A 23,094-nucleotide genomic window follows, 5' to 3' on the forward strand; every position below is an offset into this window, starting at 1 on the left:
ATACTTTCAGAAAGGTATTCCCGCCCACCGAAAGAGAAAAATCGATAAACGACGGATATATTCCGATGAATAGGGAAGAAGAAAACCCCTCTCCCGCCCCTCTTCCGTGGAGGGAGAAGGGCAGACATTCAGAGGGGTGCTCTATCTATATCGCCTGCGGAATATAGACAGCATGTAGAAAACGGACTTAATACTCAGACCTTGTCCGGTTGAGGAAAGCGACCGTTTTATGAATTTCTTTGTACATCACGATATCGTCTTTCACAAACGGGACTTCTTTACGATATGCAGCCAGATATCGCTCAAGTATAGGTGAGGTTTTTGCCGGACGTCGAAACTCTATTCCTTGTGCGGCATTCATCAACTCGATGGCGAGAATGTGCTCCAGATTATCCATCACCCGAAAAAGTTTAGTGGCGGCATTGGCTCCCATACTGACATGATCTTCCTGACCGTTGGAAGAAACGATAGAATCGCTCGAAGCCGCATAGCAGTACATCTTATTCTGGCTGACCATGGATGCGGCGGCATATTGGGGAATCATAAAGCCGGAATTAAGTCCGGGATTGGCAACCAAAAATTCCGGCAGCCCACGCAGCCCCATGATTAATTGTGCCACACGCCGCTCAGAGATATTGCCCAATTCGGCCATCGCAATGGCAAGGAAATCGAAAGAGATGGCCAATGGCTGTCCGTGGAAATTTCCACCGGATATAATCTGATCTTCGTCCGGAAAAATAGTGGGGTTGTCCGTCACCGAATTAATTTCGGTCAGCAACACAGAGGAGACATACCGGATGGCATCTTTCGTTGCCCCGTGTACCTGGGGGATACAACGAAAAGAGTACGGATCCTGCACATGCTTTTCGGGACGGGCTATCAGCTCGCTTCCCTGCAACAAACGGCGGAATATTTCTCCTGTCTCAATCTGTCCCTGATGGGGCCGGATCTGCTGAATACATTCCATAAAGGGATCAATACGCCCATCGAAAGCTTCAAGCGAAAGGGCGGCAATCATATCTGCTTTCTTTGAAAGCCGCTGTGCTTTGAGCAAGGCAAAAACTCCGTTGGCACTCATAAACTGAGTACCATTCAGCAAGGCAAGCCCCTCTTTGCTCATCAGCCTTACAGGCTCCCAGCCAAACTCGTCGAGCACACTGATGGCTTCACGCTTCTTACCTTTATAATATACATCGCCCACCCCGATCAAAGGCAAGAAAAGATTGGCCAGCGGTGCCAAATCGCCCGAAGCCCCTAAGGAGCCACGGTCATAGACAATGGGCATCACGTCATTATTGAAGAAATCGAGAATGCGCTGCACAGTGATGACTTGCACTCCGCTATGCCCCAAAGACAGGGCATGTGCCTTGAGCAACAGCATCAACTTGACTATAACCGGACGAATCTCCTCGCCTACACTGCAAGCATGGCTTTTCACAAGGTTCTCCTGCAAGGTGCTGAGTTCATCGGGTGATATGCTTTTACTGCACAACGAACCGAATCCGGTAGTGATACCATACAACGGTTCAGTGGAAGCAGCTATTTTCCGGTCGAGATAGTCACGGCATTTCCGAATGCGCTTTTGGGCTTCCGGAGCCAGTTCCAGTTTCAGATTTTCGTTAATAATGCGTTCGATGATTCCGAAAGTCAGTTCACCGGAGCCTACGTAATAGACATTATTCATTGATTCAGTTCTTGGTTGACAACTTCAAGTAATTCTTTCTCCCGCGTACAGGCCAATTGCTCCAGACGGCAGGCTTCCCGCTTCAATTCGTCGACAAAGGCTGTGTCTTTGAGCGAAGCCAGATTGATGCGGACATTCAGCAAAGCCCCCAGTACCGCCGAACGGGCAGCCATCATGGCTACGCAGGCATCGGTAATGGCATTCCGGTTACCCAGACGGGCTACATCGGCTATAATCTCCATCAACTCGCAGGCATTGCGTGCCACCTGCATCGGGATGAGTGCCGCAAAACGTGTGGCTTCCTGAATAGCAGCGCTCCGGGCAGCTTTCTCTTCATCCGTGGTCTTAGGCAATTTAAAACAACCGAAAACACGATCATACGCCTCGGAATCACGATCGATGTATTCGACAAAAAGCTCCTGCTGTCCAATGCTCAGGCGGGATATATGCTTCATCAGCTCCTCATGTTCCTCATACCCTTTCTTTCCAACGGTCAGTCCGGCTACCATGGCAGTCAGCGCCGAAGCCACAGCACCATTGAGAGCCGCTATACTACCACCTCCGGGTACAGGATCGCTACCGGCTACTTTATCTAAAAACTCTTTTACGGTTAATTCTGCTAACATAGTTCTTCTGATATTATCGGGTTTATATTTCAGACAGACGGATAAAGCACTCCGCTTTTGATAGTCGTATTTACGCAATTCATCCCTACATAATAAGGTAGAATATTATAATCGTCGGAATCGAGCACTACGAAATCGCCCTTTTTACCCACTTCGATGCTGCCAATGGAATCGGCACGGTTAAGGGCAGCCGCACCATTCAGAGTAAGAGCCGTAATGGTCTCTTCTACAGTGAACCGCATATGGATGCAAGCCAAGGCAAACGTCAGAGGTATGGAGCCGGAGAAACAACTTCCCGGATTCAGATCTGTAGCCAATGCCACGGCACATCCGGCATCGATCATATCCCGTCCGCGGGCATAGGGTTCCTTCAATGCGAAGGCAGTGAGCGGAAGGAGCGTGGCAACCACTCCCTTACGGGCCATAGCTTCGATACCTGCATCGGAAGCATGCAACAGATGGTCGGCAGAGACGGCACCTAACTCAGCAGCCAGTTCGGCCCCTCCCAAAGAAACGATCTCGTCGGCATGAAGTTTCGGTAAAAGCCCGTAATCTCTGGCGGCTGTCAGCAAACGACGTGACTGTTCAACGGAAAAGACACCCTCTTCACAAAACACATCGCAAAACTCGGCCAATGAATCCCGCTGAATGACGGGAAGCAGTTCACGGATCAGGAAGTCGATATAGTCATCGGGACGATCTTTGTATTCGGAAGGCAGCGCATGTGCTCCCAGGAAGGTAGGCACAATATCCACGCGCGTACATTCATCATTATTCAGGCTACGCATCACTTTGAGTTGCAGCAATTCCGTTTCACGGTTCAGTCCGTACCCGCTTTTACCTTCAACGGTGGTGATCCCCATGGAGGTCATCTTCCTCAAAAGTCCCTCTGCCCTGGAACGCAGGTAGATGAAAGAGAGTTTCCGGGTAGCTTCCACTGTACTGGCAATGCCACCGCCCCGCTGCATGATAGACATATAGCTCTCTCCTTTAAGACGCCAAGAAAACTCTTCGGCACGCTCACCCCCAAAGACAAAATGGGTATGTGAATCGACAAAACCGGGCAGCAGACATTTTCCGCGGGCATTGTAGTGCCAGAAGTGATGATAATACCCGTCACGTATTTCTCCCCGGTTGGGACCGACGTAAGTGATGGTGCCATCCACAACTTCGACTGTCGCATTCTCCAAGATTTGGAGTTCCGCCATCTCCTTTCCTTTCCGGGCTGAAAAGCCGAGAGGAGTTACTACTTTGGCATTAAATATGATTAAGTTTTCGCTCATGGTCCTTTATTCCATTATACGTAATTCGAGCACCTGCTGCATAGAAAAATTCTCCAAACCGAGATAATAAGAGGCGGTATCGATCAGTGCTTCCATCGGGACAAGCCCCACAATCTCGCTTCCAATAATAGTCACCCCATAACGGCGAGCCTCGATACGCACCAGTTCAAAGGCACGATAGAGGGCCGTACGGGTGTAATCGGTCATATTGATGGACACTTGGGTAATGTTCCGCTCTTTCAGTTCCACTCCCATCGCCTTGACATAACGCAGACCACCGTTGATGTGACGGATGTTCCTGGCAATCTTGGTCGCTATCTCAAGATTATCGGTACTTAGGTTGATATTATAGGCAACCAGAGGCATACGGGCACCAATAGCAACTGTACCGGCCGTAGGATGCCGGTCTGCCGGACCAAAATCCGGCTGCCACTCGGGAAGTTTGATTTTCACGGCCATTCCTTCGAACTCACCTTTACGCACGGCAGCGAGATTTTCACGGTGGGGAGCAGTTGCCGACTTCTCATAAAGAAAAACGGGAAGATGATAGAGTCCGGCTACTTTCTCCCCCACCTCGCGGGAAAGAGAGACGGCTTCATCCATCGTCACGTTTTTAATAGGGATGAAAGGCACTACATCGACTGCTCCCATACGGGGGTGCTGTCCCTGATGATGATTGAGATCTATCAGTTCCACCGCAACACCGATAGCTTCGATAACGGCATCCCGCAAGGCTTCCGGTTCACCGACAAGAGTCACCACCAGCCGGTTATGATCTTCATCATTGCTATAGTCGAGCAACTTTACTCCTGCACGGGCACGAAACGGAGCAACAATACGATCTATTTTTTTAAGATCACGCCCTTCACTGAAGTTGGGAACGCATTCCACGATTTTATTCCAATTCATAACTATACGGTTTTGGGTTCACCACAGATTACACGGATTAACACAGATATTTCAATTTAACTCTCAGTAAAATAAATTATTAATCTGTGAGAATCCGTGTAATCTGTGGTGAGTTATATTCATTTCTAAATAATTATTCTCTTTATCAGCTCTTCATCCACCAGATAGGGCATCGTAATGTGATAAGTATCTCCATGCGACAGATTGAAGGCCTCACTGGTTTCCATCGCATGTTCATTGCGTGCCCACGAACGGCGGGCTACTCCTCCCATCACATCCCAAAGCATAGAAGAACGGAGAATCTCGTCTACCCTCGAACTTCCGTCACATACCATGCCGAAACCACCGTTGACAGCTTTGCCGATACCCACACCTCCACCATTATGCAGCGCCACCAGACTCATGCCCCGGGCACAATTTCCGGCAAAGCATTGCACAGCCATATCGGCCATCACGTTGCTGCCGTCTTTTATATTGGAAGTTTCACGGAAGGGTGAGTCTGTCCCGCTCACGTCATGATGGTCGCGTCCCAGCATGATGGGACCGACTTCACCGTTACGCACCATTTCGTTAAACCGGAGGGCGATCTTTAAACGTCCGGCAGCATCCTGATACAGAATGCGGGCTTGTGTGCCCACCACCAGTTGATTCTTACCGGCATCCTTTATCCAGTTATAATTATCAAGATCTTGTCCGCGGCGCTTCACATCAATGCACTCCATTGCAGCACGGTCAGTCTTGGCAAGATCTTCGGGCTTACCACTCAGGCATACCCAACGAAACGGACCATATCCATAGTCAAAAAGTTCCGGCCCCATAATGTCTTCCACATAGCTCGGCCAGATGAAGCCGTCTTTTTCATCCACTCCATTCCGTGAAATCTCTTTGACCCCGGCATCATAGATGGCTTTCATAAAAGAGTTACCGTAATCGAAAAAGTAAGTACCACGGGAAACAAGCTTCTTTATCACCGCAAAATGACGGTGCAGGGATTCGTTGACCAATCGGCGGAACGTTTCAGGAGATTCGTGCAACAACCGGGTACGATCTTCAAATGTGACTCCGGCGGGGCAATACCCTCCTTCGTAGACGGCATGACAAGAAGTCTGATCGGACAAAAGATCGATCGGAATATCTTCCTGGGCGGCATATTCAAGCAGGTCAACTACATTACCATGATAGGCCACAGAACAAGGTTCGTGCCGTTCGGCAGCACTCAATGCCATCCGGAAAGCTGCATGAAGATCAGTAGTGATATACCCCACCCATCCTTGATTGTAGCGGGTCTCGATGCGGGAACGATCCACTTCGGCTATAATTGAAACAGCACCGGCTATTTCGGCTGCCTTGGGTTGTGCACCGCTCATACCTCCCAAACCGGAAGAGACAAACAGATGTCCGCTCAGATCCTTATCCTGAGGAATACCCAACTTGAGCCGACCGGCATTCAGCAATGTATTGAATGTACCATGCACGATGCCCTGCGGACCGATATACATCCATCCACCGGCCGTCATCTGCCCATAATTGGCAACTCCCATCTGGGCTGCTTCGTGCCAATCATGCTGATTGTCGAACATGCCTACCATCATCGAGTTGGTAATGATAACACGGGGTGCATCCGGACGGGAATGGAAAAGCCCTAACGGATGTCCGGACTCAATGACAAGGGTCTGTTCACGGGTCATCACTTCAAGGTATTGCTTTATCAGCCGATATTGCATCCAGTTCTGACACACCTGCCCGGTCTCACCATAAGTAACAAGTTCGTAGGGATAAAGAGCAATATCAAAACAGAGATTATTGTCAATCATCACCTGAAAAGCTTTGCCCTCGATACAGTTCCCCCGGTATTCGTCAATGGGTTTAGCCTTGAGATCACCGGCCGGACGAAAACGGTATCCATAAATACGTCCGCGTGTTCGTAACTCCTCCAGAAACTCAGGAGCCAGTTTTTCGTGCAAGTCTACAGGGATATAACGTAATGCATTCTTCAAGGCCGTGACGGTCTGCGCCGGAGAAAGGGTGTATCCACGGTCGGGTGCCCGGCGAATACCTTCTACGAATGCCGGATATTCGGGCAACTGATTGCTGAGAGTCATTTTCATAATAAATGGAATTAAGGATTGCAAACTGTCAGCGTTACAATTTGATAACTCTTCGCAATATAGAAAAAAGGAAAGAATCTACAAAGATTTCGGTAGGTTTATTAACAAAAGGTTAGAAGAATAAAAGAAACCGGATAGCTAACGGCCGCTATTTCTCTTCTGCCTTCAACAGACGTAGATATTTATCGGTGACTTTGGCCGATTCGCTATTTTCATTCAGATAGGCAGTCTTCCAGTCCGGATGGCCTTCGAGCAACTTCTCCATCCGCTCTTTCCCGACAAATCCCACCTTATTGGTTTCAGGATCTATCTCATAATATACCCGTTTGGATATTAAAGCGGAAGCGGCAATGGCATCACCAAACTTACCGCCGAGCATTACATCCATTGTAGCATCGCTACCTGCGGCCACAGAGCCAAGGGGTATGGCACTAAAATAGATATGATCTCCTATACGCAGGGCGGGAGCATACCAACCTCCGAAACGAAACTTTTTATAACGCAACCGTTTACAATTGATGTAAAGGGAGGTATCTGCCTGTACGGCATAACAACGGGACTTCAGATATTTGCACATGGAGTCGTCTGACCCGACACTGATCTTATAGTCAGCGCCACCGGTCATCAGAATATGATTCTTTGTACGTCTTTCCACTTTCAGCGAAGTAACCGTATCTCCTTCACAAGCGAGCAGCCCTTTCAGATTGGAATATACGACATTCTGCGCAGTAACTTCCATCACCAGCCAACTCATCAACAGCAGGAAACACAATTTCTTCATAAACGCACCCTATTAAAGATTTTCACGGCGGAAAGGTACACCTTTTAACGAACCGGAGCAAGTTTTCAGAAGAAAAGTTTAAGAAAAAGGAGAGAAACACTTGACTTTTGCTTAGTAATGTCGTATCTTTACTGACAGAATCATAAAGTACGTTCAATTTATATTAGGGATGAAAAAGGGAGGCCGTTGCTTCCCTTTTTTTATGATTCGCCTTGTAAAACCCGACTTGAAAAACTTATATGAAACATGGACAGAGGCTCTATCTATCTTGAAGCAAGGCTCTTCAGAAGTGAAACACCGGCTCTGTTCCATTCAAAGCAAGGCTCTCCGCCCTCTCTTCCCGGTAGCAACGGACCGCAATGCCGGTAGCATCCGGAGAGAACGTGGGTAGATAAGTGAACTTCTCCGGAAGGAACAGGAAAAACACTGAAGATTAGACCGGAAACCGACTCTTACGTTAATAATCAGTAAATCTGCTCTTGACAAAAACAAGCTCCGGGCAAGAGAATGGCGTACTCACACTAAATATATTATTTTTGCATTCAAACAACAGGAGAACATGGAACAATTGAATCTCATCATAGACACTTATCAACGAATCATCCTTGAATCGGAATCACAACTGGCAAAAGTTAAACGACACATCTATCGTATCGGTACACTACGGTTGATACTTTTTGCAGCCGGAGTTGCGGGTATTATCTACTTCTGGAGTGAAGGCAGACTGGTGATCAGCGGCATCGCGGCAATCACCTTTATCCCTTTCCTGCTGCTGGTGAAACTGCATAACCGTTTGTTCCGCCAGAAAGATTATCTTGAAAAGAAGATAGAAATCAACCGCCAAGAACTGCAGGCCATTGCATACGATACGTCTGCTTTCGACAACGGAAAGGAGTTTATCGATCCGGCACATCTTTATACCTATGACCTGGATGTTTTTGGTGAGCATTCACTCTTTCAGTATATAAACCGTACCGCTACGCAACCGGGCAAAAAGAGACTGGCCGAATGGATGAACACACACTTGAAAAATAAAGCAGAAATAGAGAAACGACAGGAGGCTGTAAAGGAACTGGCTCCGGAATTGGAAATGCGTCAGCACTTCCGTATACTCGGGTTGCTGCATAAAGGCAAAACGGCCGATGAAGAAGAGATCAGGAACTGGGCAACAAGCCCGGAATATTACCGAAAAAAATGGTATTTCCGGACCTTAGCCATCCTTGTTCCGTTGGCCAATGCCGTCTGCCTCGGACTGGCTATAGCCGGTGTCATCTCGTTCACCACATGGGGAATTGTCTTCGCAGGTATAGGTCTCCTCAGCTCCTCTTTCTCAAAAGGTGTCAGCCAGATGCAGTCCGTATACGGCAAAAAGATGCAGATACTGACAACTTATGCACACCTGATTCATATAATCGAGGAAAAAGAGATGGAAAGCAGCGCACTGAAGCGGGTGAAAGGACTGGTGGGAGGTGAAAAGCAAACAGCTTCGCAAGCGGTGAAACGTCTCACTGCCCTGATGAACGCCCTGGACCAACGGAATAATATGCTAATGCAATTTGTCCTGAACGGACTCTTCTTCTGGGAATTGCGTCAGGTAATGAAGATAGAAACCTGGAAAGAAAGTTTCGCAGCCAACCTCCCGCATTGGCTTGAAGCAATCGGAGAAATGGACGCCTATTGCTCATTGGCCACTTTCGCCTACAATCACCCCGGATATGTATTTCCAGAAATCGCGTCCAAACCATTCTGTATAGAGGCCGAAGCACTGGGACATCCGTTGATGGATCGAGATAAATGTGTACGCAATGATATTCAGATTGCAAAACGACCTTTCTTTGTTATTATCACAGGAGCAAATATGGCAGGAAAAAGCACCTATCTGAGAACCATAGGGGTAAGCTATCTGCTGGCGTGTATAGGGGCCCCTGTCTGGGCGGAAAAGATGAAGTTATATCCGGCACAGCTTATCACAAGTCTACGCACAACCGACTCTCTGACAGATAATGAATCATACTTCTTTGCAGAGTTGAAACGACTGAAACTTATTATTGATAAACTAAACTCGGGAGAAGAACTTTTCATTATACTCGACGAGATTCTGAAGGGAACGAATTCCATGGACAAACAAAAAGGATCTTTCGCATTGATCAAACAGTTTATGGCTCTGCAAGCAAATGGAATCATAGCCACTCACGACCTCTTGCTCGGTTCCCTTATCGATTTATTTCCTGAAGACATCCACAACTATTGTTTTGAAGCGGACATCACTAACAACGAACTTACTTTCTCATACAAACTCAGAGACGGCGTAGCACAGAATATGAATGCTTGTTTCCTGATGAAGAAAATGGGGATAGCCGTCATCGACGACTGATCCCCATGATATATTGAAACTTGAATTAAAGGATCAATGCCCTTTGATCTTAGTCAAAAAAGCTGCGATGGAAGCTGCTTCACCATTAGTGAAATAACGCACGGAAGTTATCGGGTTATAAGTATAGGGCACAAACTGGAACAGTTGTACGGCAGCAAACTTCTTATCTTCAGAAAGCATTACGTCTAAACGCAAATTTCCACTGGTACCTCCTTTAGCTGTGGACTGCAAAGAGAAATCACCCGACTTCACCATATCTGTCAATTCATCCAGATGTTTCAGATCAAAAAAGATGCTCTGCTCTTTGGCGACACTACCTGTCGGTAAATAAACAATCTCTTTGGATTTCCAAAACAGCCGGAAGACTCCAACCAGGAATAAGGCAGTGCCGAGCACCATAAGCCCCATACTGACAGTCGACGAACGGTCTTCCATTTCAAAGGTGGACACAAACGCGATCACTCCCGCCAATAACATGACGCAAGAGAAGATAAGTCCTGAAATACTTGTACGTTTTGCAATATCTGGGTGTGAAGATGCAAAAATAGTTGCATCAATAGCTTGGGTTGTCATAATATCTAAGTTTAAATTATTAGTGGATAATAGCTGAAAATAGTACCATACCTATTTTTAGCAGGTACAGTAAATCAAAATAATAATAGAACTAATAAATTAAACTCCTATACGATAATGCGCCTTAGAGCGAAAACATAGTATTCGCTTACTGGATGACAACAATAAGAAGTAGTGGTATCATAGAGTTTTCCCCACTGCTGAGACAAGGCAGCATCCCGGTCTGCCAACCTTTGGGCAAGACCTTTTAAAGAGAAAACATATTCGGCTGCTTGAATGCGCTGTATACGTGACATCGCAATTTGATGAACCTGAATACCTGCTCCGGCCAATTCAGCATCAGGAAAGTAAGGAGCCTGGGGATTGCTAACAGTTTCGTGCGTATCTCCTTTAAGCACTGACATAGCCATATAGGTATCTTGTTCCGCCTGTTCTCCTGCGAAATAGTTGTTGGCTACACAATGAAGCGCTACAGCGAACAACATGAACAATATAATTTTAATGAACTTTGCCATATCTACCTGCAAATATAACAGATTATTCAGTCAAACTGTTCATCTTCAAATCATTTTAAAGTATCTTTAGTAAAATCAACAAAAAAGGCCACTCTTTCGAGTAGCCTTTTTTATATCTATAAGAATAATTGTTGAATTATTCTGCTGATTCAGCTTTCGGTTCTTCAGTAGCGGGAGCTTCAGCAGCAGGAGCAGCTTCAGTAGCTTTCTTTGAACGACGAGTACGAGTAGCTTTCTTAGCAACTTTCTCTTTAGCCATGTTTTCGTTGTAGTCAACGAGTTCGATGAAGCACATTTCAGCATTGTCACCCAAACGGTTTCCTGTCTTGATGATGCGAGTGTAACCGCCCGGACGGTCAGCAATCTTCACAGAGATTTCTTTGAACAATTCTGTTACAGCAAATTTATCCTGCAAGTTGCTAAATACAACACGACGAGAGTTTGTTGTGTCTTCTTTAGACTTTGTGATCAAAGGCTCAACGAATTTCTTCAAAGCTTTTGCCTTTGCTACAGTCGTAGTGATTCTTTTGTGCTTGATCAAAGAACAAGCCATGTTAGATAACATAGCACTTCTGTGAGAAGCAGTACGACCTAAATGATTGAATTTTTTATTATGTCTCATTTTTTATTCTTTATCTAATTTATATTTAGAAATATCGGTTCCAAACGACAGATTCAGACTTTCCAGCAAATCATCAAGCTCGGTAAGCGATTTCTTTCCGAAATTTCTGAATTTCAGCAAGTCAGTTTTGTTGAACTGTACCAAGTCGCCCAATGTTTCAACATCAGCTGCCTTCAAACAATTGAGGGCACGTACTGACAGATCCATATCGACAAGCTTAGTCTTCAACAGCTGACGCATATGCAATACTTCTTCATCGAACTCTTCGTTACCATCAACGTCATTACTTTCAAGAGTAATCTTTTCGTCAGAGAATAACATGAAGTGATAAATCAGAATTTTAGCAGCTTCTTTCAGAGCTTCTTTCGGGTGAATGGAACCGTCGGTAGTAATTTCAAGTACCAACTTCTCGTAGTCAGTCTTCTGCTCAACGCGGAAGTTTTCTACAGCGTACTTAACGTTACGTATCGGCGTATAGATTGAATCGATTGGAATTACATTAACATCGGTACAATATTCGCGGTTTTCATCAGCGGGGACGTAACCACGACCTTTGTTAATCGTAATGTCAATCTGCATAGTTGCTTTAGAATCTAAATGACAAATAACTAATTCCGGATTTAACACTTCAAATCCAGTCAAATACTTACCTATGTCACCTGCTTTAAATTCACTAGAATTCTCGATAGTGATGCTCACTTTTTCGCTCTCGAATTCTTCAACTACTTGCTTGAATCTCACTTGTTTCAGATTCAAGATAATGTTGGTAACATCCTCTTTTACTCCAGGAACACTAGAAAATTCGTGCTCAACACCTTCTATGCGGATAGTGGTGATAGCAAAACCTTCTAATGAAGAAAGGAGGATACGGCGCAAAGCATTACCAACGGTAATACCAAAACCGGGTTCCAAGGGACGAAATTCGAATTTACCGAATTTGGCATCCGCTTCCAACATTAATACTTTATCAGGTTTTTGAAATGCTAATATCGCCATGAAATTAATTATTATTTAGAATACAATTCAACAATCAAATGCTCTTTAATGTTTTCAGGAATGTCTGCTCTTTCAGGAATGTGCAACAATTTGCCTACCTTTGAAGTTTCATCCCATTCCAACCAAGCATATTTGCTGTGATTGAAACCAGCGAGAGAATTAGCAATTACTTCCAAAGATTTAGATCTTTCACGAACGCCAATCAACTGACCCGGTTTAACTGCGTATGAAGGAATGTTCACTACCTGTCCGTCAACCGTAATGTGTCTGTGGCTTACCAACTGACGAGCAGCTGCACGTGTAGGAGCAATACCCAAACGGAACACAAGGTTGTCAAGACGACCTTCAAGCATCTGGAGAAGTACCTCACCGGTAATACCTTTAGCTGTAGCTGCCTTTTCGAACAAATTGCGGAATTGTTTTTCTAATACTCCATAAGTATATTTAGCTTTCTGTTTCTCACGAAGCTGAATACCATATTCAGAAGTTTTTCTTTTTCTTGAATTTCCGTGCTGTCCGGGAGGATAGTTTTTCTTCGACAAAACTTTATCAGCTCCAAAGATACCTTCACCGAATTTACGGGCTATTCTTGATTTTGGTCCAGTATATCTAGCCATTTCTTTTTAAATATTTAATTGTTTATTCATGAACTCAATTTGTTGCAGCCGCGATTACAGAGAAGAAATTAATGCAATCCAAAAACAAAATCAAGTATCATTTTTATTAAAGGTAAATCTTAAACTCTACGTCTTTTCGGAGGACGACAGCCGTTATGCGGAAGCGGAGTTACGTCAATAATTTCTGTAACCTCAATACCTGCACCATGAATCGTTCTGATAGCAGACTCGCGTCCGTTACCCGGACCTTTAACATATGCTTTTACCTTTCTCAGGCCAAGATCAAATGCAATTTTAGCACAATCCTGGGCAGCCATCTGAGCTGCATAAGGAGTATTCTTTTTAGAACCTCTAAATCCCATCTTTCCTGCAGACGACCAAGAGATAATCTGCCCTTCACTATTTGCAAGAGAAACAATAATATTGTTGAAAGATGAATGAACATGCAATTGTCCATTAGCATCTACCTTAACATTTCTCTTCTTAGCTGCGACTGTTTTTTTTGCCATATCAACAATTATTATTTAGTAGCTTTTTTCTTATTTGCAACGGTTTTCTTTCTACCCTTACGAGTACGTGCATTGTTTTTAGTGCTCTGACCTCTTACAGGCAGACCAATACGGTGACGTACACCACGGTAGCAACCAATATCCATTAATCGCTTAATGTTCAATTGTACTTCAGAACGAAGATCGCCTTCAACTTTATACTCTGCACCGATGATCTCACGAATCTTTGCAGCCTGATCATCTGTCCAGTCTTTCACCTTCAGATCTTTGTCCACACCAGCTTTATCTAAAATTTTTGCTGAACTACTACGACCTATTCCATATACATAGGTCAACGCAATCTCACCTCTCTTATTTTGAGGTAAATCTACACCAACTATTCTTATAGCCATATACTAAATTATTTTTTTTGCAAAAATAATAAATTATCCTTGACGTTGTTTATACTTAGGATTTTTCTTGTTAATAACATACAAACGGCCATTACGTCTAACGATCTTACATTCTGGCGTACGTTTCTTTAATGATGCTCTTACTTTCATATCTTATTTTATTTATATCTAAATACAATTCTTCCTTTCGATAAGTCGTAAGGAGACATTTCGACTCTTACTTTATCACCCGGCAAGATCTTAATGTAATGCATTCTCATCTTACCGGAAATATGAGCAGTAATCTCATGTCCGTTTTCTAATTCAACACGAAACATTGCATTAGACAATGCTTCAACTATAACTCCATCTTGTTCTATTGCAGATTGCTTTGCCATATATTATATCGCTTTATCTCCTAAAACTTCTTCTATGAATTTAAATGATGACAGAATATCAGCCTCGCCTGCACCTACCGCAATGGTATGCTCAAAGTGTGCGGCACATTTCCGATCTCTTGTTCTCACTGTCCATCCGTCACGTTCCATAATCACTTGTCGGTCACCTTGCGTAATCATCGGCTCAATTGCAATACAAAGACCTTTTTTCAAAAGTGTTCCATATCCCCTTTTACCATAATTCGGAACTTGAGGATCTTCGTGCATGTCTTTACCAATCCCGTGACCGACAAACTCACGCACTACACCATAAGAATGGGATTCACAATAGTGTTGGATAGCATATCCGATATCACCGATTCTCTTCCCTTGTACAGCATTCTGAATACCAATATACAACGCCTCTTTAGTCACCTTCAACAATTGACGGACTTCTTCGTCCACCTCACCAACACAAAAGGTATAAGCCGAATCACCACAGAAACCATTCATGTATGTCCCACAATCCACCGAAACAATATCACCGTCTTTCAACACGATATCTCCCGGAATTCCATGCACAACCTCTTCATTAACCGATGTGCATAATGAAGCTGGAAACGGATCTCCATATTGATTAGGAAAGCCTTTAAAAGTAGGGACAGCACCATGATCTCTGATAAACTCTTCCGCTACCTTATCCAGTTCTTTTGTGGTAACTCCCGGTTTCACTAATTTGGCAACTTCAGCCAACGTTCTCCCAACAAGCAAGTTACTCTGACGGAGCAGCTCTATTTCATCTTCTGTTTTAAGAAATATCATTTCTACTCAAAGAATTAATATGCAGCTACACTACTACCAGTGCGTCCTTTGATACGACCTGACTTCAACAAGCCATCATAATGTCTCATCAACAAATGACTTTCAACCTGTTGCAGCGTATCTAAAACAACACCTACAAGAATTAACAGAGACGTACCACCGAAGAATTGAGCAAACTCAGCCTTCACACCAAAGATGCCGGCAAATGCGGGCATAATAGCAATGAAAGCCAAAAAGAAAGAACCCGGCAAAGTAATACGTGACATGATGTCATCAATATACTCAGCAGTTTTCTTACCTGGCTTAATTCCCGGAATGAAACCATTATTTCTCTTCATATCCTCGGCCATTTGAGTCGGGTTAATGGTTATCGCAGTATAGAAATACGTAAATAAGATAATCATTACTGCAAAAACAAAATTATACCAGAAACTCGTATGGTCAGTAAATGCATGTACGAAACCACTTACATTGTTCGTGTTAGAAAAGCCAATGAAAGTGATCGGAATAAACATGATTGCCTGAGCAAAAATGATAGGCATCACACCAGCAGCATTCACTTTTAAAGGAATGTACTGTCTTGCACCGCCGTACTGTTTATTACCGACAATTCTTTTTGCATACTGTACAGGAATTTTTCTTGTGCCTTGTACCAAAAGAATTGCTCCTGCAATTACTATCAGCAGGAATACTATTTCAAATAAGAACATGATTAAACCACCAGTCTTATCAGTCATACGGGAAATCAACTCCTGGAACAATGACTGCGGAAGACGAGCAATAATACCAATCAAAATGATAAATGAAATACCATTACCAATACCTTTATCCGTGATTCTTTCACCAAGCCACAGGATAAACATACTTCCAGCTGCCAAAATAATGGTAGAAGTAACCATGAAAAGAGTCCAATCTAATGAAGCATTTAAGGAAGGTCCAGCCTGCATTTTAAGATTGAGCAAATAAGAAGGGGCCTGAACCAATAAAATAGCAATCGTCAAATAACGAGTATATTGATTCATCTTTCTTCTGCCGCTTTCTCCTTCTCGCTGAAGTTTCTGGAAATACGGCACAGCGATTCCCAACAACTGAATAACGATTGATGCAGAGATATAAGGCATAATTCCTAATGCGAAAATAGACGCATTAGAAAATGCTCCTCCTGAGAACATGTTTAATAAGGCTAAAAGGCCCTCGCTTGTTTGTTGGTGCAATTGTGTCAGCATACCCGGGTTGATTCCAGGCAGCACAACGTACGAACCGAAACGGTAAATCGCCACAAACAATATGGTAATGAGGATCCGTTGTCTCAGATCCTCAATTTTCCATATATTCTTTAATGTTTCAATAGCTTTTCTCATTGAATCAGAGTTTTACTACATTTCCACCAGCAGCCTCAATAGCAGCAACAGCACTCTTAGAGAATGCATGAGCTTCTACACTCAGCTTAGCAGTCAAAGTTCCGTTACCCAATACTTTTACCAACTGGCTTGAAGAAATGAATCCAGCTTCAATAAAGTCATTAACTCCTATTTTTTCCAACTTCTTAGCTTCAGCCAATTTCTGGATTGTTTCTAAGTTAATAGCTTTATATTCCACTCTATTAATGTTCTTAAAACCAAATTTAGGTACTCGACGTTGAAGAGGCATCTGACCACCTTCAAAACCGATTTTTTTAGAGTATCCAGATCTTGATTTAGCACCTTTATGACCTCTTGTAGAAGTACCTCCTAAGCCAGAACCCGGACCACGTCCGATTCTTTTTCTTGTTTTAGTAGAGCCTTCTGCAGGTTTTAAATTACTTAAGTTCATATTGTAATTCGTTTTATATTCAACAAATAATTACTTAACAATGGCAACCAAGTGTTTAACCTTATCTACCATTCCAAGAATTGAAGGAGTGCTTTCGTGTTCAACCACACGGTTCAATTTGCGAAGTCCCAGTGCATCAAGAGTTCTTTTCTGATCAGCCGGAGCACCAATTCTACTTTTAACTTGTTTGATCTTTATAATTGACATATCTCCCTCCTTATCCTCTAAATACTTTTTCAACACTAATTCCTCTGTTTTGAGCAATCATTCTTGCATCACGCATTTCGCCCAAAGCCATGATAGTAGCCTTCACGAGGTTATGCGGATTTGAAGAACCTTTTGATTTAGCCAAAACGTCAGTTACACCAACACTTTCCAATACGGCACGCATAGCACCACCGGCTACAACGCCAGTACCATGAGAAGCAGGTTTGATGAATACCTCGGCACCACCAAACTTAGCTGTCTGTTCGTGAGGAACAGTACCTTTCAGTACAGGTACTCTTGTCAGGTTTTTCTTAGCCGACTCAACACCTTTAGCGATAGCTGCTGTTACTTCACCAGCTTTACCAAGTCCCCAACCGATAATACCTTCTTCGTTACCTACAACTACAATTGCAGAGAAACTAAAAGTTCTACCACCTTTGGTTACTTTAGTAACACGATTAATAGCAACTAATCTGTCTTTCAGTTCTATATCGTTAGTAATCTTAACTCTATTATTAACTCCTGCCATAATGATTAAAATTTAAGTCCACCGTTACGAGCAGCATCAGCTACTTCTTTTACTCTCCCATGATACAAGTAACCATTACGGTCGAAAACAACAGTCGTAATACCTGCTTCCTGAGCCTTTTTTGCAATCATCTCACCTACTTTAGCAGCAACTTCTTTCTTAGGCAACTTCTCAGTCATACCCAGTGAAGAGGCAGCAGCCAATGTCTTACCTGACAAATCGTCGATAATCTGGACATAGATTTGCTTGTTACTTCTAAATACACTCATACGCGGACGTGCAGCAGTACCTGACACTTTATTGCGTACTCTATATTTGATCTTAATTCGTCTTTCTATTTTTGTTGTCATAATAATACAAATTTACGTAAATTACTTAGCACCGGCTGATTTACCAGACTTTCTGCGAATTACCTCGCCAACAAACTTAATACCTTTACCTTTATACGGTTCGGGCTTACGGAAAGAACGTATCTTAGAGCAAACTTGACCAAGCAATTGTTTGTCACAAGACTCTAAAAGAATAAGAGGATTCTTATTTCTTTCTGACTTTGTCTCTACTTTGACTTCAGGAGGCAACTGTATAAAGATATTGTGTGTATATCCTAATGCTAATTCAATGATATTTCCTTGATTAGAAGCACGGTAACCAACACCAACAAGCTCCAATTCTTTCTTATATCCTTCAGAGACACCAACAACCATGTTGTGTACTAATGAACGATACAAACCGTGAAATGCATGTTTCTGCTTGGGATTATCCAGCATTGCATTTTCGTTTTCAGTTAAAGTGATGTGTCCATCTTCAATAGCAATATTGATAGCCGGGTTCACATACTGGCTAAGTTCACCTTTAGGTCCTTTAACAGTAACCACTTCACCGTTCAGAGTAACTGTTACTCCAGCGGGAATACTAATGGGTAATTTTCCTATTCTTGACATTGCTTTTTCCTCCTATTAATATACATAACACAATACTTCACCACCGATCTTGAGTTCAGCAGCTTCTTTGTTTGTCATTACACCTTTGGAAGTAGATATTATAGCAATACCCAAACCATTAATAACACGCGGCATATCTTTGTAACCAGTATACTGACGCATACCCGGAGAAGATATTCTTTCAAGTTTTTTGATTGCGTTAACTTTGTTAACCGAATCATACTTCAAGGCAACTTTAATTGTTCCTTGAGGACCGTCTTCTACAAACTTATAATTAAGAATGTAGCCTTTTTCAAAAAGAATCTTAGTGATTTCTTTTTTCAAATTTGAAGCAGGAACTTCTACAACTCTGTGCTTTGCATTAATTGCGTTCCTTAACCTCGTCAAATAATCTGCTATTGGATCAGTCATATAAAAAATAATTAAATTAATCAGGACTACCCTGACAATATTTAAACAATATATTTACCAGCTTGCTTTCTTTACACCTGGGATCAGCCCATTAGATGCCATTTCACGGAACTGGATTCTTGAAACACCGAACTGACGGATATATCCTTTAGGACGACCAGTCAATTTACAGCGATTGTGCATACGAATCGGATTAGAATTCTTAGGAAGCTCCTGTAATTTCTGTGCAGCTTCGAAAGCTTCAGCAGGATCTCCGGTTCTCACAATCTGCTTCAAGGCAGCTCTCTTTTCGGCATATTTGGCTACTAATTTAGCACGCTTTACTTCGCGTGCTTTCATTGATTCCTTTGCCATAATTTATCAGTCTTTTTTAGCGTTTTTAAACGGTAAACCGAATTCTTTCAATAAGGCATAACCTTCTTCATCTGTTTGCGCAGAGGTTACAAAGGTAATATTCATTCCGAGAATTCTGGTAATACTATCGATATTAATTTCAGGGAAAATGATTTGTTCCTGAATACCAAGGGTATAGTTACCCTTACCATCGAACTTAGTTTCAATACCTTTGAAGTCACGGATACGCGGCAGAGCCACGCGAACCAATTTTTCCAGGAATTCGTACATTCTTTCACGACGCAGAGTTACCATAACTCCGATCGGCATTTTCTTACGCAACTTAAAGTTAGCGATATCTTTACGCGAAATAGTAGCTACGGCCTTCTGACCGGTGATAGCTGTCATTTCGTTGATTGCCACTTCGATAATCTTCTTGTCAGCAACAGCCATACCCAACCCCTGATTGATAACAATCTTCTTAAGTACGGGTACCTGCATTGTAGAAGAATACTGGAATTGTGACTTTAATGCAGGAGCAATGCGCTCTGCATATTCTTTCTTAAGGCTTGCAGTATTACTCATTACTTAATCTCCTCTCCTGATTTTTTAGAATAACGCACTAAAGTTCCTTCAGAACTTACTTTTCTACCAACACGCGTTGCTTTACCAGTTTTTGGATCAACCGGATTCAAGTTTGAAATGTGGATAGGAGCTTCCTGCTTAACTATACCACCCTGCGGGTTCTTTGCATTCGGTTTTGTGCTTTTAGATACCATGTTGATACCTTCAACTATTGCACGTCCTTCTTTAACAAGAACCTTCAATACACGACCAGTTTTACCTTTGTCTTCACCAGCATTTACGTAAACTGTATCGCCTTTTTTAATATGTAATTTACTCATTACTTAAATCTTTTACAAAATTAAAGTACCTCAGGCGCAAGTGACACAACTTTCATGTTTGTAGCACGAAGTTCTCTTGCTACAGGACCGAAAATACGACTACCTCTAATTTCACCTGCATTATTCAACAACACGCAAGCATTATCATCAAAACGTATATAAGAACCATCGGGACGACGGATTTCTTTCTTAGTACGTACGATCAAAGCTTTTGACACTGCACCCTTTTTAACATCACTTGAAGGGATGACGCTCTTTACAGAAACGACAATAACATCCCCCACTGAAGCGTAGCGACGACCTGTTCCGCCCAATACACGGATACACAGGGCTTCTTTAGCTCCACTGTTGTCACATACTGTAAGTCTGGATTCTACTTGTATCATAATTACTTAGCTCTTTCAATTATTTCTACTAATCTCCATCTTTTAGTCTTGCTCAAAGGACGAGTTTCCATGATGCGTACAGTATCACCTACATTGCATTCATTCTTTTCATCGTGAGCATGGTACTTCTTCGTTTTGCTAACGAACTTACCATATATAGGGTGTTTTTCCTTGAACTTAGCAGCAACTGTAACGGTTTTATCCATTTTATTGCTCAGCACAACCCCTGTTCTTTCTTTTCTTAAATTTCTTGCTTCCATCAAGCTGATCATTTATTGTTAAGTTCTCTTTGGCGTAACTCTGTTCTCATACGCGCAATCGTCCTGCGTAATTGTTTGATCTGCGCAGGATTTTCCAAAGGAGAAATAGAATGATTGATAACCATTTGGTTGTAATTAACCACTTCTGCTTCTACTCTTTCTACCAAATCATTGGTAGACATTTCTTTAATTTCTGCAATTTTCATAAACCTTACGCATTTTGATTTTGAATATCATAATCACGTCTCACGACAAACTTCGTAGTAATCGGAAGTTTCTGAGCTGCCAAACGCAATGCTTCTTTCGCGATCTCGTAAGATACTCCTTCAGCTTCAATAATAATTCTACCTGGTGTAACCGGAGCCACGAATCCTTCGGGGCTACCCTTACCTTTACCCATACGTACATCAGCAGGTTTTCTAGTAATCGGTTTATCCGGGAAAATACGAATCCAAATCTGTCCCTGACGTTGCATATATCTTGTCACTGCAATACGAGCAGCTTCAATCTGTCGGCCTGTGATCCATTTAGTTTCTAAAGCCTTAATACCAAAAGAACCAAAAGCGAGCTGGTTGCCTCTTTGTGCATTACCTTTAGCGCGACCTTTTTGTTGTCTTCTGAATTTTGTCTTTTTCGGTTGTAACATAGTTTCCTAAAATTCAAATTCGTTTAGCGATTATTTTTCTTTCTTTTGAAGTTCTTTCCGCCGCCGTTGTTTCCACCATTGTTTCCACGACCACTTTCTTTGCTTTGTGTAAAGTTCGGAGCCAATTCTCTCTTACCAAAAACTTCACCTCTACAAATCCAAACTTTAATACCGAGAAGACCTACTTTTGTCAATGCTTCAGCATGGCAATAGTCGATATCTGCTCTGAAAGTGTGTAACGGAGTTCTTCCTTCCTTATACATTTCAGAACGGGCCATTTCAGCTCCATTCAAACGTCCTGAAATCTGAATTTTGATACCTTCAGCACCCATACGCATAGTATTTGCGATAGCCATCTTAATGGCGCGGCGATAGGCAATTTTACCTTCTACCTGACGAGCGATGTTATTAGCAACAATCACAGCATCCAGTTCCGGTCTTTTCACTTCAAAGATATTGATTTGAATATCTTTGTCGGTAACCTTCTTCAACTCTTCTTTTAACTTATCAACTTCCTGGCCACCTTTACCGATAATAATACCCGGACGAGCAGTGCAAACAGTAATAGTAACGAGCTTCAGCGTACGTTCAATTACGATTCTTGATACACTTGCTTTCGCAAGTCTTGCATTAAGATATTTACGGATCTTGCTATCTTCCAGCAAAGAGTCACCGTAATCATTTCCACCATACCAGTTAGAATCCCATCCTCTGATAATTCCTAAACGGTTGCTTATTGGATTAACTTTTTGTCCCATCTACCTTAATTTTGATCTTCGTTATTACTTTTAGAACCAACGAACAATGTTACGTGATTTGAACGTTTGCGAATTCTGTATCCTCTTCCCTGCGGAGCCGGTCTCATTCTTTTGAGTGTAGCACCACCATCAACAAAAATCTTCGTTACGAATAATTCGCCACTTTCAGCTTTACGTTCGTTTTTCTGCTCCCAGTTAGCAATTGCAGAGCGCAATAATTTTTCCACTCTTGCAGCTGCTTCTTTTGAAGAAAACTTCAAAACGCCAAGTGCTCTGTTCACTTCCATCCCACGAATCATGTCAGCCACGAGACGCATTTTGCGAGGAGAAGTAGGAACATTTTGCAATTTAGCAAAATACATGGTTTTAAGGGCTTCTTTTCTCTTTTCAGCCGATATTTTTTTTCTTGCTCCCATTATATTTATTACTTTATTATTTCAGATAAATCCTGTTATTTTTTCTTGTTACCAGCGTGTCCTCTGAATGTACGAGTTGGAGCGAATTCACCCAACTTGTGACCTACCATATTTTCGGTAACATATACAGGAATAAATTTATTTCCGTTGTGAACTGCAACTGTATGGCCTACAAAATCAGGCGAAATCATTGAAGCTCTGGACCAAGTCTTAACGACAACTTTCTTGCCTGATTCATTCATAGCAAGCACTTTCTTTTCGAGTTTTACGTTAATATATGGACCTTTTTTTAATGAACGACTCATAGTTTACTCAATTAATCA

At 42.7% G+C, this 23,094-nt stretch carries 35 protein-coding genes; 2 read left to right on the top strand and 33 right to left on the bottom strand.

All coding sequences use genetic code 11. From position 1 onward, the window contains the following. Positions 1 to 187 precede the first annotated feature (187 nt). The 6 genes from hutH to ISX59_RS16525 form a co-directional block, all read right to left on the bottom strand. Positions 188 to 1,684 carry a histidine ammonia-lyase gene (gene hutH, locus ISX59_RS16500; protein ID WP_032539210.1) on the bottom strand — a complete coding sequence of 499 codons (1,497 nt, stop codon included), beginning with the start codon at positions 1,682 to 1,684 and terminating at the stop codon, positions 188 to 190. Next, positions 1,681 to 2,310: a cyclodeaminase/cyclohydrolase family protein gene (locus ISX59_RS16505; protein ID WP_005782244.1), complete on the bottom strand. Its 630-nt coding sequence runs from the start codon at positions 2,308 to 2,310 to the stop codon at positions 1,681 to 1,683. Before ISX59_RS16505 ends, hutH begins: the two co-directional genes overlap by 4 nt. A 29-nt stretch (positions 2,311 to 2,339) precedes the next feature. Continuing rightward, entirely contained in the window at positions 2,340 to 3,593 is a 1,254-nt protein-coding gene (hutI, locus tag ISX59_RS16510) for an imidazolonepropionase (RefSeq protein WP_022011075.1), read from the bottom strand. Positions 3,594 to 3,599: 6 nt separating this feature from the next. After that, a complete protein-coding gene (gene ftcD / locus ISX59_RS16515; protein WP_032539209.1) occupies positions 3,600 to 4,502 on the bottom strand; it encodes a glutamate formimidoyltransferase in 903 nt (300 codons plus the stop codon). Positions 4,503 to 4,627: 125 nt separating this feature from the next. Further along, positions 4,628 to 6,610 (bottom strand): urocanate hydratase, encoded by a 1,983-nt coding sequence (locus ISX59_RS16520; protein WP_032539208.1) that lies wholly within the window; start codon positions 6,608 to 6,610, stop codon positions 4,628 to 4,630. A gap of 148 nt (positions 6,611 to 6,758) precedes the next feature. Beyond that, a complete protein-coding gene (locus ISX59_RS16525) occupies positions 6,759 to 7,391 on the bottom strand; it encodes a DUF6563 family protein (RefSeq protein WP_044300969.1) in 633 nt (210 codons plus the stop codon). A 169-nt stretch (positions 7,392 to 7,560) separates the two neighbouring features. On the opposite strand from ISX59_RS16525, the gene ISX59_RS16530 reads away from it, so the two are divergent. Next, the gene (locus ISX59_RS16530) at positions 7,561 to 7,782 is read left to right on the top strand and encodes a hypothetical protein (protein ID WP_032536182.1); all 222 of its coding nucleotides are present in this window, start codon (positions 7,561 to 7,563) and stop codon (positions 7,780 to 7,782) included. A gap of 168 nt (positions 7,783 to 7,950) precedes the next feature. Then, a complete protein-coding gene (locus tag ISX59_RS16535) occupies positions 7,951 to 9,765 on the top strand; it encodes a MutS family DNA mismatch repair protein (protein ID WP_220576081.1) in 1,815 nt (604 codons plus the stop codon). Between the two features lie 33 nt (positions 9,766 to 9,798). On the opposite strand, the gene ISX59_RS16540 is transcribed toward ISX59_RS16535, so the two are convergent. The 27 genes from ISX59_RS16540 to rpsS all read right to left on the bottom strand — a co-directional run bounded on the left by ISX59_RS16540 (position 9,799) and on the right by rpsS (position 23,076). Beyond that, a complete protein-coding gene (locus tag ISX59_RS16540) occupies positions 9,799 to 10,338 on the bottom strand; it encodes a hypothetical protein (protein ID WP_005782234.1) in 540 nt (179 codons plus the stop codon). 107 nt (positions 10,339 to 10,445) lie between these two features. Beyond that, positions 10,446 to 10,853 (bottom strand): hypothetical protein, encoded by a 408-nt coding sequence (locus ISX59_RS16545; protein WP_005782232.1) that lies wholly within the window; start codon positions 10,851 to 10,853, stop codon positions 10,446 to 10,448. Positions 10,854 to 10,989: 136 nt separating this feature from the next. After that, on the bottom strand, positions 10,990 to 11,475 hold the full coding sequence (gene rplQ, locus ISX59_RS16550; protein ID WP_005811343.1) for a 50S ribosomal protein L17: 486 nt from the start codon (positions 11,473 to 11,475) through the stop codon (positions 10,990 to 10,992). A gap of 3 nt (positions 11,476 to 11,478) precedes the next feature. Further along, a complete protein-coding gene (locus ISX59_RS16555; RefSeq protein ID WP_005782229.1) occupies positions 11,479 to 12,471 on the bottom strand; it encodes a DNA-directed RNA polymerase subunit alpha in 993 nt (330 codons plus the stop codon). Between the two features lie 11 nt (positions 12,472 to 12,482). After that, the gene (rpsD, locus tag ISX59_RS16560) at positions 12,483 to 13,088 is read right to left on the bottom strand and encodes a 30S ribosomal protein S4 (RefSeq protein ID WP_032539205.1); all 606 of its coding nucleotides are present in this window, start codon (positions 13,086 to 13,088) and stop codon (positions 12,483 to 12,485) included. Between the two features lie 119 nt (positions 13,089 to 13,207). Further along, positions 13,208 to 13,597 (bottom strand): 30S ribosomal protein S11, encoded by a 390-nt coding sequence (gene rpsK, locus ISX59_RS16565; protein WP_004296327.1) that lies wholly within the window; start codon positions 13,595 to 13,597, stop codon positions 13,208 to 13,210. 11 nt (positions 13,598 to 13,608) lie between these two features. Next, the gene (rpsM, locus tag ISX59_RS16570) at positions 13,609 to 13,989 is read right to left on the bottom strand and encodes a 30S ribosomal protein S13 (protein WP_002558050.1); all 381 of its coding nucleotides are present in this window, start codon (positions 13,987 to 13,989) and stop codon (positions 13,609 to 13,611) included. 33 nt (positions 13,990 to 14,022) lie between these two features. Further along, a complete protein-coding gene (gene ykgO / locus ISX59_RS16575) occupies positions 14,023 to 14,139 on the bottom strand; it encodes a type B 50S ribosomal protein L36 (protein WP_002558051.1) in 117 nt (38 codons plus the stop codon). Positions 14,140 to 14,147: 8 nt separating this feature from the next. Then, positions 14,148 to 14,366 carry a translation initiation factor IF-1 gene (gene infA, locus ISX59_RS16580; RefSeq protein WP_002558052.1) on the bottom strand — a complete coding sequence of 73 codons (219 nt, stop codon included), beginning with the start codon at positions 14,364 to 14,366 and terminating at the stop codon, positions 14,148 to 14,150. 3 nt (positions 14,367 to 14,369) lie between these two features. After that, entirely contained in the window at positions 14,370 to 15,167 is a 798-nt protein-coding gene (gene map / locus ISX59_RS16585; RefSeq protein ID WP_005782225.1) for a type I methionyl aminopeptidase, read from the bottom strand. A gap of 14 nt (positions 15,168 to 15,181) precedes the next feature. Continuing rightward, complete coding sequence (gene secY, locus ISX59_RS16590) at positions 15,182 to 16,528, bottom strand: preprotein translocase subunit SecY (RefSeq protein WP_005782223.1); 1,347 nt, start codon at positions 16,526 to 16,528, stop codon at positions 15,182 to 15,184. Positions 16,529 to 16,532: 4 nt separating this feature from the next. Continuing rightward, positions 16,533 to 16,979 (bottom strand): 50S ribosomal protein L15, encoded by a 447-nt coding sequence (gene rplO / locus ISX59_RS16595; protein ID WP_005782221.1) that lies wholly within the window; start codon positions 16,977 to 16,979, stop codon positions 16,533 to 16,535. A gap of 30 nt (positions 16,980 to 17,009) precedes the next feature. Further along, positions 17,010 to 17,186 (bottom strand): 50S ribosomal protein L30, encoded by a 177-nt coding sequence (rpmD, locus tag ISX59_RS16600; RefSeq protein WP_005782220.1) that lies wholly within the window; start codon positions 17,184 to 17,186, stop codon positions 17,010 to 17,012. Positions 17,187 to 17,196: 10 nt separating this feature from the next. After that, the gene (gene rpsE / locus ISX59_RS16605) at positions 17,197 to 17,715 is read right to left on the bottom strand and encodes a 30S ribosomal protein S5 (protein WP_005782218.1); all 519 of its coding nucleotides are present in this window, start codon (positions 17,713 to 17,715) and stop codon (positions 17,197 to 17,199) included. 5 nt (positions 17,716 to 17,720) lie between these two features. After that, complete coding sequence (gene rplR / locus ISX59_RS16610; protein ID WP_005782216.1) at positions 17,721 to 18,065, bottom strand: 50S ribosomal protein L18; 345 nt, start codon at positions 18,063 to 18,065, stop codon at positions 17,721 to 17,723. Between the two features lie 21 nt (positions 18,066 to 18,086). Further along, positions 18,087 to 18,656: a 50S ribosomal protein L6 gene (gene rplF, locus ISX59_RS16615; protein ID WP_005782214.1), complete on the bottom strand. Its 570-nt coding sequence runs from the start codon at positions 18,654 to 18,656 to the stop codon at positions 18,087 to 18,089. Positions 18,657 to 18,671: 15 nt separating this feature from the next. Then, the gene (gene rpsH, locus ISX59_RS16620) at positions 18,672 to 19,067 is read right to left on the bottom strand and encodes a 30S ribosomal protein S8 (RefSeq protein WP_005782213.1); all 396 of its coding nucleotides are present in this window, start codon (positions 19,065 to 19,067) and stop codon (positions 18,672 to 18,674) included. A gap of 54 nt (positions 19,068 to 19,121) precedes the next feature. Then, positions 19,122 to 19,421, bottom strand: a complete 300-nt coding sequence (gene rpsN, locus ISX59_RS16625) for a 30S ribosomal protein S14 (protein ID WP_005782211.1) — start codon at positions 19,419 to 19,421, stop codon at positions 19,122 to 19,124. Positions 19,422 to 19,427: 6 nt separating this feature from the next. Next, positions 19,428 to 19,985 carry a 50S ribosomal protein L5 gene (rplE, locus tag ISX59_RS16630; RefSeq protein WP_005782210.1) on the bottom strand — a complete coding sequence of 186 codons (558 nt, stop codon included), beginning with the start codon at positions 19,983 to 19,985 and terminating at the stop codon, positions 19,428 to 19,430. Beyond that, positions 19,985 to 20,305, bottom strand: a complete 321-nt coding sequence (rplX, locus tag ISX59_RS16635) for a 50S ribosomal protein L24 (protein ID WP_005791554.1) — start codon at positions 20,303 to 20,305, stop codon at positions 19,985 to 19,987. Before rplX ends, rplE begins: the two co-directional genes overlap by 1 nt. Positions 20,306 to 20,325: 20 nt before the next feature. Beyond that, positions 20,326 to 20,691 (bottom strand): 50S ribosomal protein L14, encoded by a 366-nt coding sequence (gene rplN / locus ISX59_RS16640; RefSeq protein WP_004296340.1) that lies wholly within the window; start codon positions 20,689 to 20,691, stop codon positions 20,326 to 20,328. Positions 20,692 to 20,693: 2 nt separating this feature from the next. Further along, a complete protein-coding gene (rpsQ, locus tag ISX59_RS16645; RefSeq protein ID WP_005782206.1) occupies positions 20,694 to 20,963 on the bottom strand; it encodes a 30S ribosomal protein S17 in 270 nt (89 codons plus the stop codon). Further along, positions 20,960 to 21,157 (bottom strand): 50S ribosomal protein L29, encoded by a 198-nt coding sequence (gene rpmC, locus ISX59_RS16650; RefSeq protein WP_005782204.1) that lies wholly within the window; start codon positions 21,155 to 21,157, stop codon positions 20,960 to 20,962. Before rpmC ends, rpsQ begins: the two co-directional genes overlap by 4 nt. Positions 21,158 to 21,162: 5 nt before the next feature. Then, on the bottom strand, positions 21,163 to 21,597 hold the full coding sequence (gene rplP / locus ISX59_RS16655; protein WP_005791549.1) for a 50S ribosomal protein L16: 435 nt from the start codon (positions 21,595 to 21,597) through the stop codon (positions 21,163 to 21,165). Between the two features lie 23 nt (positions 21,598 to 21,620). After that, positions 21,621 to 22,355, bottom strand: coding sequence for a 30S ribosomal protein S3 (rpsC, locus tag ISX59_RS16660; protein WP_005782201.1), 735 nt, complete (start codon positions 22,353 to 22,355; stop codon positions 21,621 to 21,623). 5 nt (positions 22,356 to 22,360) lie between these two features. Then, entirely contained in the window at positions 22,361 to 22,771 is a 411-nt protein-coding gene (gene rplV, locus ISX59_RS16665) for a 50S ribosomal protein L22 (RefSeq protein ID WP_004291236.1), read from the bottom strand. A 35-nt stretch (positions 22,772 to 22,806) separates the two neighbouring features. Beyond that, on the bottom strand, positions 22,807 to 23,076 hold the full coding sequence (gene rpsS / locus ISX59_RS16670; protein ID WP_005782197.1) for a 30S ribosomal protein S19: 270 nt from the start codon (positions 23,074 to 23,076) through the stop codon (positions 22,807 to 22,809). Positions 23,077 to 23,094 lie beyond the last annotated feature (18 nt).

Source organism: Bacteroides sp. FSHCM14E1, assembly GCF_019633785.1.
GTDB classification, from domain to species: domain Bacteria; phylum Bacteroidota; class Bacteroidia; order Bacteroidales; family Bacteroidaceae; genus Bacteroides; species Bacteroides hominis.

What these genes read in the sequence shown, in the direction of transcription:
- rplQ (WP_005811343.1), bottom strand. Translation starts at nt 11,475, where the DNA reads ATGAGACATAATAAAAAATTCAATCATTTAGGTCGTACTGCTTCTCAC.
- rplX (WP_005791554.1), bottom strand. Translation starts at nt 20,305, where the DNA reads ATGAGTAAATTACATATTAAAAAAGGCGATACAGTTTACGTAAATGCT.
- rpsH (WP_005782213.1), bottom strand. Translation starts at nt 19,067, where the DNA reads ATGACTGATCCAATAGCAGATTATTTGACGAGGTTAAGGAACGCAATT.
- rpsE (WP_005782218.1), bottom strand. Translation starts at nt 17,715, where the DNA reads ATGGCAGGAGTTAATAATAGAGTTAAGATTACTAACGATATAGAACTG.
- hutH (WP_032539210.1), bottom strand. Translation starts at nt 1,684, where the DNA reads ATGAATAATGTCTATTACGTAGGCTCCGGTGAACTGACTTTCGGAATC.
- rpsC (WP_005782201.1), bottom strand. Translation starts at nt 22,355, where the DNA reads ATGGGACAAAAAGTTAATCCAATAAGCAACCGTTTAGGAATTATCAGA.
- ISX59_RS16505 (WP_005782244.1), bottom strand. Translation starts at nt 2,310, where the DNA reads ATGTTAGCAGAATTAACCGTAAAAGAGTTTTTAGATAAAGTAGCCGGT.
- rplR (WP_005782216.1), bottom strand. Translation starts at nt 18,065, where the DNA reads ATGACAACAAAAATAGAAAGACGAATTAAGATCAAATATAGAGTACGC.
- ISX59_RS16525 (WP_044300969.1), bottom strand. Translation starts at nt 7,391, where the DNA reads ATGAAGAAATTGTGTTTCCTGCTGTTGATGAGTTGGCTGGTGATGGAA.
- rpsM (WP_002558050.1), bottom strand. Translation starts at nt 13,989, where the DNA reads ATGGCTATAAGAATAGTTGGTGTAGATTTACCTCAAAATAAGAGAGGT.
- rpsK (WP_004296327.1), bottom strand. Translation starts at nt 13,597, where the DNA reads ATGGCAAAAAAAACAGTCGCAGCTAAGAAGAGAAATGTTAAGGTAGAT.
- rpmD (WP_005782220.1), bottom strand. Translation starts at nt 17,186, where the DNA reads ATGTCAATTATAAAGATCAAACAAGTTAAAAGTAGAATTGGTGCTCCG.
- rplP (WP_005791549.1), bottom strand. Translation starts at nt 21,597, where the DNA reads ATGTTACAACCGAAAAAGACAAAATTCAGAAGACAACAAAAAGGTCGC.
- ISX59_RS16530 (WP_032536182.1), top strand. Translation starts at nt 7,561, where the DNA reads ATGAAAAAGGGAGGCCGTTGCTTCCCTTTTTTTATGATTCGCCTTGTA.
- rpsN (WP_005782211.1), bottom strand. Translation starts at nt 19,421, where the DNA reads ATGGCAAAGGAATCAATGAAAGCACGCGAAGTAAAGCGTGCTAAATTA.
- rpsS (WP_005782197.1), bottom strand. Translation starts at nt 23,076, where the DNA reads ATGAGTCGTTCATTAAAAAAAGGTCCATATATTAACGTAAAACTCGAA.
- ykgO (WP_002558051.1), bottom strand. Translation starts at nt 14,139, where the DNA reads ATGAAAGTAAGAGCATCATTAAAGAAACGTACGCCAGAATGTAAGATC.
- infA (WP_002558052.1), bottom strand. Translation starts at nt 14,366, where the DNA reads ATGGCAAAGCAATCTGCAATAGAACAAGATGGAGTTATAGTTGAAGCA.
- rplN (WP_004296340.1), bottom strand. Translation starts at nt 20,691, where the DNA reads ATGATACAAGTAGAATCCAGACTTACAGTATGTGACAACAGTGGAGCT.
- secY (WP_005782223.1), bottom strand. Translation starts at nt 16,528, where the DNA reads ATGAGAAAAGCTATTGAAACATTAAAGAATATATGGAAAATTGAGGAT.
- rplO (WP_005782221.1), bottom strand. Translation starts at nt 16,979, where the DNA reads ATGAACTTAAGTAATTTAAAACCTGCAGAAGGCTCTACTAAAACAAGA.
- ISX59_RS16520 (WP_032539208.1), bottom strand. Translation starts at nt 6,610, where the DNA reads ATGAAAATGACTCTCAGCAATCAGTTGCCCGAATATCCGGCATTCGTA.
- rplE (WP_005782210.1), bottom strand. Translation starts at nt 19,985, where the DNA reads ATGAGTAATACTGCAAGCCTTAAGAAAGAATATGCAGAGCGCATTGCT.
- rpsQ (WP_005782206.1), bottom strand. Translation starts at nt 20,963, where the DNA reads ATGATCAGCTTGATGGAAGCAAGAAATTTAAGAAAAGAAAGAACAGGG.
- rpsD (WP_032539205.1), bottom strand. Translation starts at nt 13,088, where the DNA reads ATGGCTAGATATACTGGACCAAAATCAAGAATAGCCCGTAAATTCGGT.
- ISX59_RS16545 (WP_005782232.1), bottom strand. Translation starts at nt 10,853, where the DNA reads ATGGCAAAGTTCATTAAAATTATATTGTTCATGTTGTTCGCTGTAGCG.
- map (WP_005782225.1), bottom strand. Translation starts at nt 15,167, where the DNA reads ATGATATTTCTTAAAACAGAAGATGAAATAGAGCTGCTCCGTCAGAGT.
- rpmC (WP_005782204.1), bottom strand. Translation starts at nt 21,157, where the DNA reads ATGAAAATTGCAGAAATTAAAGAAATGTCTACCAATGATTTGGTAGAA.
- ISX59_RS16535 (WP_220576081.1), top strand. Translation starts at nt 7,951, where the DNA reads ATGGAACAATTGAATCTCATCATAGACACTTATCAACGAATCATCCTT.
- rplF (WP_005782214.1), bottom strand. Translation starts at nt 18,656, where the DNA reads ATGTCAAGAATAGGAAAATTACCCATTAGTATTCCCGCTGGAGTAACA.
- ISX59_RS16555 (WP_005782229.1), bottom strand. Translation starts at nt 12,471, where the DNA reads ATGGCGATATTAGCATTTCAAAAACCTGATAAAGTATTAATGTTGGAA.
- ftcD (WP_032539209.1), bottom strand. Translation starts at nt 4,502, where the DNA reads ATGAATTGGAATAAAATCGTGGAATGCGTTCCCAACTTCAGTGAAGGG.
- hutI (WP_022011075.1), bottom strand. Translation starts at nt 3,593, where the DNA reads ATGAGCGAAAACTTAATCATATTTAATGCCAAAGTAGTAACTCCTCTC.
- rplV (WP_004291236.1), bottom strand. Translation starts at nt 22,771, where the DNA reads ATGGGAGCAAGAAAAAAAATATCGGCTGAAAAGAGAAAAGAAGCCCTT.
- ISX59_RS16540 (WP_005782234.1), bottom strand. Translation starts at nt 10,338, where the DNA reads ATGACAACCCAAGCTATTGATGCAACTATTTTTGCATCTTCACACCCA.